The sequence below is a fragment of the Flavobacterium movens genome (assembly GCF_039581425.1).
Classification (GTDB): Bacteria; Bacteroidota; Bacteroidia; order Flavobacteriales; family Flavobacteriaceae; genus Flavobacterium; species Flavobacterium luteolum.
This window is the reverse complement of record NZ_JBCPXY010000008.1, coordinates 263,662-275,581: the sequence shown is the minus strand read 5'-3', so window position 1 is coordinate 275,581 and position 11,920 is coordinate 263,662. Positions and strand designations below refer to the sequence as shown.

Below are 11,920 nucleotides of genomic sequence, written 5' to 3'. Positions count from 1 at the left end.
GAGCGCTTAGATGCATTTGTTACTTTGTTTTTCATAATAAGTCAATTTAGTGTCAACTTATTTTAGGACGAGACATATAATAAAAAAAAGTCCAAAAATTCTTTTGGACTTTTTTTTTTTGTTTTTGAGAATTTAAAAAGTAGTAAGGCTTTTTAAATCTGCTATGGTTTCTGTCGGATTTTCAGCTTTAAAAACAAAACTTCCAGCCACTAAAACATCTGCTCCAGCTTCTACTAATTGTTTTGCATTTTTGCTTGTTACACCGCCATCAATTTCGATTAATGTTGAAGCGCTTTTACGAGTAATAAGTGCTTTTAGTTTCTTTACCTTGTCGTAAGTGTTTTCGATGAACGATTGTCCTCCAAATCCTGGATTTACGCTCATTATGCAAACCACATCGATGTCGTTGATGGTATCTTCTAATAAATCAACATTTGTGTGCGGATTCATAGCTACACCTGCTTTCATCCCTTCTGCTTTTATTGCCTGAAGTGTTCTGTGCAAATGTGTGCAGGCTTCATAATGTACAGTTAATCCATTTGCTCCTAAATCGGCAAAAGTTTTAATGTATCGATCTGGATCGATAATCATTAAATGTACATCGATATATTTTTTGGCATGTTTTGAAATTGCTTCTAAAACTGGCATTCCAAATGAGATATTCGGAACAAAAACTCCATCCATAATATCGATATGAAACCAATCTGCCTGACTGTTGTTAAGCATTTCTGAATCACGCTGTAAATTACCAAAATCGGCAGCAAGAACTGAAGGAGCAATAAGTGTATTTTTCATTGTGTGTTGTTTTATTGCAAAGATAAAGTTTTTATACTGTTGATTATAATTTAACCGCAAAGCACGCTAAGAATTGCGCAAATTGCACTAAGTTTTTTGCCACAGATTAAAGGGATTAAAATGATTTTATAATCTGTGTAAATCCTTTAATCTGTGGCTGTTTCTTTTTTTCTTTGTGAACTTTGCGTAATTCTTAGCGTGCTTTGCGGTAAAAAACTTTAAAAATAAAAAACTCCGGTAATCAGCCGGAGTTTCAATCATCAATCAAAAAACGAACAGTCAATCAAACTGTTGTTTGCGGTACAAAGGTTTCAAGTTTCATGATTCAAGTTACAAAAGCAACCTGAAACTTTAAACCTGAAACAAATATTGTCTTATCCTAAATAAGTTTTAAGGATTTTACTTCTAGAAGTGTGTTTCAATCTACGGATTGCTTTTTCTTTAATCTGACGAACACGCTCACGAGTAAGGTCGAAAGTTTCTCCAATTTCTTCAAGAGTCATTGGGTGCTGATCGCCAAGACCAAAATACAAACGAACAACATCTGCCTCTCTAGGAGTTAATGTTTCTAAAGAACGCTCTATTTCAGTACGAAGAGATTCGTGAATTAATTCTCTATCTGGATTTGGAGATTCACCAGAACGCAATACGTCATAAAGGTTAGAATCTTCTCCTTCAACAAGAGGAGCATCCATTGATAGGTGACGTCCAGAGTTTTTCATAGACTCTTTTACGTCGTTTACAGTCATGTCAAGTTCTTTTGCAATTTCTTCAGCAGAAGGTGGACGCTCGTTAGATTGCTCTAATAAAGCATACATTTTGTTGATTTTATTGATAGAACCAATTTTGTTTAATGGCAAACGTACAATACGAGACTGTTCAGCTAGAGCTTGAAGAATCGATTGACGAATCCACCATACAGCGTAAGAAATGAATTTGAAACCACGAGTTTCATCAAAACGTTGAGCCGCTTTAATTAAACCTAAGTTTCCTTCATTAATTAAGTCAGGAAGAGTTAATCCTTGGTTTTGATATTGTTTAGCCACAGATACTACGAAACGTAGGTTGGCTTTTGTTAGTTTTTCTAAAGCTCTTTGATCACCAGCCTTTATTCTTTGTGCTAATTCTACCTCTTCATCAGCGGTAATTAGGTCAACTTTTCCAATTTCTTGTAGATATTTATCTAACGATGCAGTTTCACGATTAGTTACCTGCTTGGTGATTTTAAGTTGTCTCATGTTGTTGTCTCCCTATTTTTAAAGTGTACAAATGGTTATACGTAAGGAGTATCGAAAAAGTTACAAAAAATTATTTTATTTTTTTAAAATTAAAAAATTTTAGTTGCCTGAAATTATAAAAACCTTGATTTACAATGTAATCAAGGCTTTTATTTATTTGTTTTTTTACTGTAATTATTTTACTGTAATATTTTTTGAAACGTAAACTGGGTGTCCATTTTCAGTAAAACCTTCTAGAACGACCTCAAAATTTCCTTTAATATCAGAAGTGTAAAATGACAAATTTTCTTCTTTTGTGTTTAGATTAATATCTGGTTTCCATAATAATTGATATCTGTAATCAGGAATTCTCTGTAATTTATTTCCAGATGAATAATCAGGATTATTATAAACTTTTTCAGGATTAGGACGCTGAAGTTCCATTGTTTTTAGATACTTCTTCGCATAATTCTCTGAAAATTCATTGTTTTTGGTTTCGAAACTAATTAACCCACCATATAAATTTGGACCATATACATAAGGTTCTGTAATTAAACTAACTTTATTGACATTTGCCATGTTATACTCAAAAAGATCACTTGGATCTTGAATTAAAAGCCCGTCAACAAGTACCAATGGTGGCCCAAAAATTTGCAAATCTTTTTGATTGTTTCTTATAAAGAGCTGATATTTTCCGTTGTTTTTTCTATAATAAAGTTCTACAATAATCTCTACAATGTTTTCTTTTAAAGTTGGGAATCGTGTGTAATCATCTAAAACATATGATTTTTCGATTGTAGTAAAAAAGGGATTCATAACAGCCTCTGTAACCAAACTATCTTTCTTGATTTGATAATAGGCATTTTGAATTTGACTTGCTGTTGATCTTTCTTCAATGTCATTTTTTAATTCTGGTGATAAATTCAGTTTTGATGAAAACTGTAATGAAGAAGCGTCAAATTTTGGAAACGGATCTAGATTGATAGTATAATCGTTTCGGTTTTCATCAAGTACCTGTAAAATTGCATTTGGAAAATTAGGAAATTGATCCAGTAAAAATGCAAATTTTCCCTGAGCATTTGTTTTTACAATTTTTAAAACATATTCCTTACCTGGTAGCGATAACGCAATCGATTTGTTGGCTACGTTTTTATTAGTACTTGAAGTTAGATTTCCAGTAATTAATTCTGATCTAATTTCTGGAATATAATTAAAACTGTTTGGAGTATTAACATAGTTTTCAGCAGTTTTTTTTGCAAACTCTGATGGACTTAATTGTTTTAATGTCGGGATTTGGTCTGTTTTTCGAATCGAAACAGAGTAATTCCCTTTTTCAATTGTTTCAGTTAGATGCTTTAATTTTAAGTCTACCTTTTCTCTTGTATAATAGCTTTCTTTATCAAATAATAAATCGATTCTTTTATCATTTCCAGAGTTTGAATTTGTGGTTTGGATAGCTGTATTCGATTTTCCAGGATTGGTTATGTCAAATGTAATATTGTCATTTGGTTCTTGAGTCTGAAATGGATTAATAATAAAAATATCAATTTCATATTTTTGAGAATTAACATTATTGAGCATCCATTTTGTATATGCTACAATTTTGTAATTTCCTGTTTTTAAGGTTGTAGGTATAAAATAATCTCCAGTTCCAATTCCTTTGTCAAGGTATATTTTGTTTTTTTGGAGTGGTTTTTTTTCACTGTCAATCAATTCAACATAAGCAATTTTGCTTATTTGGCTAGTTTTGTTATTTAATGGATTTAGACAGTATAATTTGAAATATAATGTCTCGCCAGTCAAAAAAGTTGTTGTGTTTGAATGGATAAAAATAGTTTCCTGATCGGTAATATTTGGTAATGAATTTTTGTTTTGCAAACTCTGGGCGCAAGCAAATTCGATTTGAATAAACAAAAACATCAAAAACAGTAATTGTTTGATTCTAATTGAAAAATTATTCTGGTTATGTATAGAAAAGTGTTTCATGAGATTTTAAAATTGTATTAATCTACCCAAAAAGGAGGAATGATATTAGAAGAAAATGAAGTACAGTCTCCACATGGAGTATTTACCATAAAATAAAGATTTTCAGCTTCGCTTGAAGAAAAGTATGCTAGTGTGAAAGTATTAATTCGCGAGCGTAAGATAGCGCCGTTACATTCAGGGTTCGTTGCATCATCACAATTTTTAAATTTCTGCATTAGACAATTGCTTTCATAATATGGCGGTAATGGCTCTTTAGGAAATAAATCAGCATAATTAAAATAAATTCTTTCAGACGAAACCGCAGAAACTTCAAAAAAACCAATAACTTTCTCATCCGAATTTTCATCTGATTTTATATTTCCATAAAAGAAGCCTGGTTGTTTTGGGGAAAGTATATTTCCTGAAGTTGAGGATATATCTCTCATCGTTTTGTAAAAACTATAAGAGGCTAAAGTTTGGATATATTGCTTTACGAAAATTGTATATCGATGGGATATAATATAGTTTTGGTCACTAATGAAACGAACAGGGAAATGAACTCTGTCTTCACTGAGATTATTTGTACTATTCAAGATAATTTCTTCAGATTTTTTACTAGAATAGCATGTTCTTGTTTCTTTTGTTCTCGGACTTATGATGATAGAAGTTCCCTCTGTTGTTGCTTTCCGAGAATCCCACATTGGAGCTATAATTTTATAAGTTTCTGTGTATTCGTACCTATAATATTTTGAGGTATTAGTAGGGTCATAACTATTTACGTTTATTTGAACACCTCTTTGTCCGTTAACCGTTTCTACAGTTGCGGTTACATTATCAATTTTTGTTTCTGTCGTTAAAGTTTGTTGATCCGAAGAATAATTTTTGGCTTCTTTTGTTCTAATTTTTAATTGATATTTTCTTCCTGGTTCTGCTTTGAATGGAGTTATAGATGCATAAACAGTGTCTTTTTCTTCAAATTGATATTCTGTCCCCTGATCATCTAAGATATAGACGTTTGCGCCAGTTTCAAATTTCGGTCCTGTTTCTTCCAGTTGATAAACTTTAGAAATTTTAATGGTTTGATTTTTAAGTTCATTTGTAATCGTGCCTTCAACGACTAGTGCACTTTCAAAATCACCATTCTTAAAAGCATATTGTTCTGTGCAGCTATTAAAAATAAGTGACAGAAAAAATAGGACTAATATTTTATATTTAATATAATATTTCATGTTTTTTGAAATTTATTCTACCCAAAAAGGAGGAACAATATTAGATGAAAACGTTGTACAATCGCCACATGGAGCTTTAACCATAGAATAGTCAAGTCCAGCAGAAGATAAATAGGATAGATAGCGACTGCTTATACCAGAACGTAATTGAGCACCGCTACATGGCGGGTCTCCTATACAATCTCTGAATTCTCTAACTGCACAATCACTTTCGTAGTAAGGAGGAAGTGGTTCTCTTGGAAATAAATCCGCGTAATTAAAGAAAATCCTCTCTGAAGACACAGATGACACTTCAAAAAAGCCAATTACTTTTTCAGATGGATTCTCTACAGACTTAATATTTCCATAGAAAAATCCAGGTTGTTTTGGAGAAAGGATACCTCCTGAACTCGATAAATTTTTTAAAGTTTCATAATAAGTGTATGCTGCTAAATTTTGAACATATTGTTTTACGAAAATACTGTAGCGATAGGTGATTATGTAGTTTTGATTGCTAATAAATCGTACAGGGAAATTCACTCTGTCTTCACCAAGATTATTTGTGCTATTCAAAATGATCTCATTAGATTTTTTTGTAGAATAACAAGTTCTGGTTTCTTTTTTTCTAAGGCTTATTACAATGTCTTCTCTTGCTGGGGAACCAGGAAAATCTTCAGCAGGGTTTGCAGGAACTGCAGGGACATTTAGTATAGATGTTTCAAAAGGGCTCCATAATGGGGCTTCTATTTTGTACGTTTCAGCATATTCGTATCTGTAGTATTTTGAAGTATTACTCGGATCGTAACTTTTTACATTAATCTGTGCACCTCTTTGTCCATTCACAGTTGTTGCAATTGCAGTAACATTGTCAATTTTGGTTTCGGTAGTTAGAACCTGTTCGTCAGAGGTATAGTTTTTACCCGCACTTGTTCTAATTTTTAATTGGTATTTTCTTCCCGGTTCTGCTTTAAAAGGAGTTATAGATACGTATATAGTATCTTTTTCTTCAAACTGATATTCATTACCCTGATCATCAGAAATAAAAACATTTGCTCCTTTTTCCATTTTTGGGCCACTTTCTTCAAGTTGATACACTTGAGAAAGTCTTATGGTTTGATTTTTAACTTCATTTGTAATAGTTCCTTCGACAACAAGAGCACTTTCAAAATCATTGTTCTGAAAAACATACTGTTCTGTACAACTGCTGGCCACAAGTACAAGAAGGAATAAAAGACTAATTTTATATATGAAACTTTTCATGATTTTAGAACTTGAAATTGTAAGTAATACTAGGAATTGGAATAGAAAAAATAGATGTTTTGTAAGCTTTAATCTGTCCTTTATCAGTAACAAAAAATACGGAGTAAGGATTGTTTCTTCCTAAAACATTATACACTGAAATATTCCAAAAACTATGAGCTAACTTTTTAATTTTATGATTTCCTTCGATATTTAGACCAACGTCAAGTCTGAAATAATCTGGGATTCTAAATTTGTTACGATCACTATATAAGGTGTATTGCTCATTGCCATAATCGTATTTTCCAATAGGATATGTAATTGGTCTTCCGGTTTGATATGTAAAATTACTTGAAAAACTATAACGTTTGGTAATTTTATAGTTTAAAACGGCACTGAAATCGTGCGGTTTATCAAAGTTTGAAGGAAAGTATTTTCCGTTGTTTACCTTTTCCTGCTGAAATTGACTGTCAAGTTTTATCAATGATCTTGAATACGTATAGCCAAGCCATCCATTTAACTTTCCAACTTGTTTCTTTAACAAAACTTCGACACCATAAGCTTTTCCTTCACCTTGTAAAAGTTCAGTTTCAATATTTTCATTCAATAATAATTCAGCTCCAACCTTGTAATCCAAGATGTTTTTAGATCTTTTATAGTATCCTTCTAAACTAAGTTCAACATCACCATCTTTTAAATTTTTGTAGAAACCTAAAGAAACTTGCTGTGCACTTTCTGGTTTAACGTTTAAATCTGAAAGCTTCCAAATGTCAGTTGGCGATTGTGTGGTGTTGTTAGATAGTAAATGAATATATTGATATGTTTTGTCATAACTTGCTCTTACAGAAAAATCATCTGTAATAAAATATCTTGCAGCGACTCTCGGTTCAAGCCCGCCATACCTTTTAATCACTTCATTGTTGCCGTAAGTTTTGGTGTCAATTACAGTAGCATCGCTTATAGGCTGATTATCTTCATAAATTCTCTGAGTAGATTTTCCTAAAGCAGCAAAAGTGGAATAGCGCAAACCGAAATCAAGAAGAAATTTATCGCTTATTTTGAAATTATCACCAATATATGCGGCAGATTCTAAGCCTTTTTCTGTTTCTACATCAATAGGAACCAAGATACTTTCAGGATTTTTCGGATTTAAATATCCAGGATCAACAGAATATAATTTTGTTGAAATACCATAACTAAATTTGTGCTTTTGGTTGTACAAATAATTCATTTTGATCATTGCCTGAGTTTCGTTGATTTTATAGCCAAAATCAAAATTGTTTACTCCTTCAGACTCATAATCAATATTGAATTTATATTCACTATTAGTAACAATCAGAGAACCTTTATTTTTTTCATTAAAAGTATGATTCCATTTTAAAGACGCTAATCTGTTGCTGTATTTGTATAAAGAATCTGAAGAAACGCTAAATTTATCGTGACTATAATATAAGGTAGATTCAATATCGTTACTTGCATTTATTTTATGGTTGTATTTTAGAATTAAATCATAAAATGAAGCTTGGCTGTTTTTTAAATTTTCATCGTCAAGGCTTTTTAAAATATAATCTGAATAAGTTGCTCTTCCTCCCGCAACTAGGCTTGATTTTCCTTTTACAATTGGCGTTGAAACCATTAAATTGCTGGTCACAGGTCCAATACCGCCTTCACCTTGAAATTCGTTGACATTGCCGCTTTTTGATGAAATATCAAAAACAGATGATAATCTTCCTCCAAATTCGGCAGGAATACTTCCTTTATAAATGTCTACTTTTTTAGTTGTATAAGGATTTAGCGCTGTAAAAAAGCCAAAGAAATGTGACGGATTATATAAAGTAGCATGGTCTAACAAGAATAGATTTTGATCTTCTTTACCTCCTCTAACGTTAAATCCTGCTGAACCTTCACCAGCAGTTTTTATTCCAGGCATAGTTAAAGCAACTTTAAGGATATCGCGCTCTCCAAGCACCAAAGGAACGTTTTTAATTCCTTCAGAATCAATTGTTGTTACTCCTGTTATAGCAGATTTTGCGCTTTTACTTTTATTGGTTTTAATAAGTACTTCATCCAGTTGGTTTATATTGTCCGTTAAAGAAAAACTTAATGTACCATCATTATAAACCATTATATTTTTAGTGACCTTATTATAGGAGAAACTTTCGGTTTCTACTACATTTAATCCTCCTGGAACTTGCAAGCTATAGAACCCTTTTTTGTCTGTTACAGCAGAAAATTCGGAATTTGGTATTTTTACTACAATATTGGCAAGGCCAGAATTGTTTTTTCCGCCTTTTATAAATCCAGATAGTGTATAAGTAGATTTCTTTTTTTGATTTTTTACTTCTTTACCAATAAGAACAAGATCTCGAATGTTTTTATTAGGATTTCGAGAGTTTGTCTTTTTTATCGAGTCGTATTGTTGATAAAATATCGGAGTTATTTGTCCGTTTTCATCTCTTTCTAGCGGAATCCCAAAATAATCATCTGGCAATTGACTGTAGATAATACTGTTATTAGTTACTATGACCTTGTTTTCAGAAATATAAAAATTAAAGCTCGTATTTTGAAAAACGTCTTCAAGGACTTCACCAATTTTAACCTCTTTATATTGTTTGGTTATAGATGTGCTATCATTTTCAAACCATTTTTCATCAAAATAAAATTTATAATAAGACACTTTTTCAATGTCTTGAATAGCAGTTTTTATATTGGCATTTTTAAAATCAACAGATATTTTGTCACTGATTACTTGAGAATATATGATTTGTTGAAAGGCAATTAGAAATAGAATAAGAGTAATTTTTTTCATTTAATTAGAACTTTTTTTTAAAAGACCATTGATTTGTTTCGTTAGATTTTCCATGAATTGGGGCTTGTTGGAACGTTCTAAATTTTTATCGGTACTATAAATATTGTTGATTTCTTTCTTAAAATTTGGAAAAATTTTCTTGAAATCCTTTTCTGTTTCGACCTTATAGAAATAGTTGTTGTATTTTAAAATATAGCCTATTTTATAAATGAAATTATAGTAGATAATATCTGCTTGAAAAGACTTTACTTTTTCTTTGGTATGCTTGATATAAAGAGAGACATTGTCTCCAATGTATGTCTCCTCATAAATACCTTTTATTATAGAAGGGAATTTTACTGATTCTTCTTTTAGGTTGACAAATTTTTTGTTTTTAATAAAGAAGTAATCGACCTTATCGGTAATTAGGTTGATAGGTACATTTTCTGAAGAGCCATTCTGTTTGTAAATGACTTGATCGACAAGAATATCGTATTTAAGATTAACATTTGAATAAATCTGACCTTCGAAACTTATGTCTCCAAGATTGAACTCATCAATGTAATATCTGTTTTTACCTTCTAAGGGGCGGAAAGATTCACTATGAATGATTCCGTTATTGATGTTTAGATTGTCTTTTCCAACCGCCTCATCGAAGTAATCGTAAAGTGAGGATTTTTCAGTGGTTTGGGAGTGCGCGTACGATATGTTTAAAAGGCTTGCAAATATCGAAAGATAAATGATTTTTTTATTGTAATTTTTCAAAGGAAACGTAATTTTTGTTTTTGGATTGGTGAATTTCAAAAGTATTAAAAAAATGTTATAAAAATCACGTAATATTGTTAAAATGTAATAAAAATTTTATGAATTGATTTGAAACTATATTTATAGTATATTTTAGAAGAAAAGTTAGGAATTGGGTTGAAAAGCCGACAACAGTGATCTTTAATCGAATCAACTTAAATTTAAAATATAATGTTTGCTTCTATAATCTGAAACCCCAGTTCGGCAAAGATCTGGGGGGCATAGTAGACTTTTAGCGCAGCGAGATCTGAGAACTTATTCAGTTTTGAATGTTTTATAAAAATGAACATACTTTCCCGTTTCGGTAATTCCTTCTAAACTGATCTGATAATCTCCAGAAATATCAGATGTATAAAAAGGAATTGTCATGTCGCTATCTTTAAAAACAATATTGGGTTTCCAAACTAATTGATATCTATAATCCGGAATTCGACTAAGGTTACTTGATGTATCGTATTTTGGTTCAAAATATACTTTTGCAGGTTCGGGTCTTAAAATCGTTGTTTTTAAAACATTTTTGTCGGTATAAATCGTAGCAAAATCTTTGTTTTTTGTAATGACACTGACTATTCCATTAAATATTTTAGGCCCATAACAATAAGGTCTATCTACAACGCTAATACTTTCAATTTGATAAGTGTTGTAATTTAATAGTGCATTTATATCCTGAATTTGTAATCCATCAACCAAAACAAGACACGGTTCGGGAGATTGTGTGATATTGTATCTGATGTCTCTTAAATACAGTGAAGGCACTTGATTATAATCTTTAAAGTTAAGTTCGATAACAATTTCTATTATTGTTTCTTTAAACGTTCTAAATCTTTCAAAATCATCAAGATTATATTTTTTTTCGGTAGGTTGAAAAAAGAAATCGGTATTTTCAGTTTCAATAAGACTGTCTTTTTTCTGTGAAAAATAAACGTTTTCGACCTGCGTTGCTAGAGAACGCTCCTGAATCGTTTTTAAATATTTAGCTGAAATAAAGGTCTTTTTGGAGAAAACTAAATTTGATAAATCTGGACTTGGATTTTTATCTATTACAATAGTGTAATTTTCTTTATCAAGTTCTGATAACTGCACATAACAGTCCGATGTATTGGTTTGTTTATCTATTAAAAAAATGAATTTTCCGTTGCGATCTGTTTTGCTTGTTTTGAAAATGAAATTTTTTCCAGAGACAGATAATGTAACTATTTTAGAATCTAAACTAGAATTTGCAGCTTTTGCAATTATATAGCCAGTTATAACTTCGCCTCTTGTTTCTGGAAGTACCTTTATTTCTTGGTTTAAATTTATATTAGCACTACTTGTTTCGCCATTTGTGTCTGTAGACATATGATCTATTTTCCTAATATTTAGAAAGTAATTTCCTCGATCTAATGTTTTTGGTATTACAAGAGAAGCTTTTTCTCTTTTAGAATATTTTTCTTTGTCAAGACTTAAGAGAATATTTTCAGATGTGTTTTTGGCTTCATCTTGAGAAACGTCAACTTTGTTATAAGAACTATCAATGGCCATATTGATGTTTTCTTGAAATGGATTTATAATGGTAAAATCTTTTTCAAAAAAGTTATTTGCACTATTGTTTAACATCCAGTTTGTGTAAGCAATAAGTTTATAGTTTCCAGTTTTTAATATGGTTGGAATAAAATAATCGCCAGATCCGATTCCGTTTTTCAGACTAATTTTATTTTTAAAGACACTTTCTTTCTTATCATTAATTACTTCTACATATGCAATTTCACTAATGTCAGAAAAAACATTCGTCTTACTTAAACAGTAGAATTGGTAATATAGAGTTTCACCGGTTATAATTACCGAGGTATTCGTTTTAACTAATAATGATTCTGTGCGCAAAACAGTATTGTTTTGAGCGCTGCTTTTAAAAGTAAAATTTACTA

At 31.1% G+C, this 11,920-nt stretch carries 8 protein-coding genes; all 8 read right to left on the bottom strand.

Annotated features, from left to right (window positions below):
- Window positions 1-132: 132 nt before the first annotated feature.
- Entirely contained in the window at window positions 133-795 is a 663-nt protein-coding gene (rpe, locus tag AAYQ05_RS16090) for a ribulose-phosphate 3-epimerase (RefSeq protein WP_343544410.1), read from the bottom strand.
- Between the two features lie 374 nt (window positions 796-1,169).
- Entirely contained in the window at window positions 1,170-2,033 is an 864-nt protein-coding gene (locus tag AAYQ05_RS16085) for a sigma-70 family RNA polymerase sigma factor (protein WP_007804760.1), read from the bottom strand.
- Window positions 2,034-2,207: 174 nt separating this feature from the next.
- Complete coding sequence (locus AAYQ05_RS16080; protein ID WP_343544409.1) at window positions 2,208-3,998, bottom strand: hypothetical protein; 1,791 nt, start codon at window positions 3,996-3,998, stop codon at window positions 2,208-2,210.
- Between the two features lie 17 nt (window positions 3,999-4,015).
- Entirely contained in the window at window positions 4,016-5,206 is a 1,191-nt protein-coding gene (locus AAYQ05_RS16075; protein ID WP_281634674.1) for a DUF4249 domain-containing protein, read from the bottom strand.
- A gap of 12 nt (window positions 5,207-5,218) precedes the next feature.
- Entirely contained in the window at window positions 5,219-6,445 is a 1,227-nt protein-coding gene (locus AAYQ05_RS16070; RefSeq protein WP_343544408.1) for a DUF4249 domain-containing protein, read from the bottom strand.
- 4 nt (window positions 6,446-6,449) lie between these two features.
- Window positions 6,450-9,233 carry a TonB-dependent receptor gene (locus tag AAYQ05_RS16065; RefSeq protein WP_343544407.1) on the bottom strand — a complete coding sequence of 928 codons (2,784 nt, stop codon included), beginning with the start codon at window positions 9,231-9,233 and terminating at the stop codon, window positions 6,450-6,452.
- Window positions 9,234-9,977 (bottom strand): hypothetical protein, encoded by a 744-nt coding sequence (locus AAYQ05_RS16060; protein WP_343544406.1) that lies wholly within the window; start codon window positions 9,975-9,977, stop codon window positions 9,234-9,236. It lies immediately after the preceding gene.
- A 294-nt stretch (window positions 9,978-10,271) separates the two neighbouring features.
- The gene (locus tag AAYQ05_RS16055; protein ID WP_343544405.1) at window positions 10,272-11,876 is read right to left on the bottom strand and encodes a hypothetical protein; all 1,605 of its coding nucleotides are present in this window, start codon (window positions 11,874-11,876) and stop codon (window positions 10,272-10,274) included.
- Window positions 11,877-11,920 lie beyond the last annotated feature (44 nt).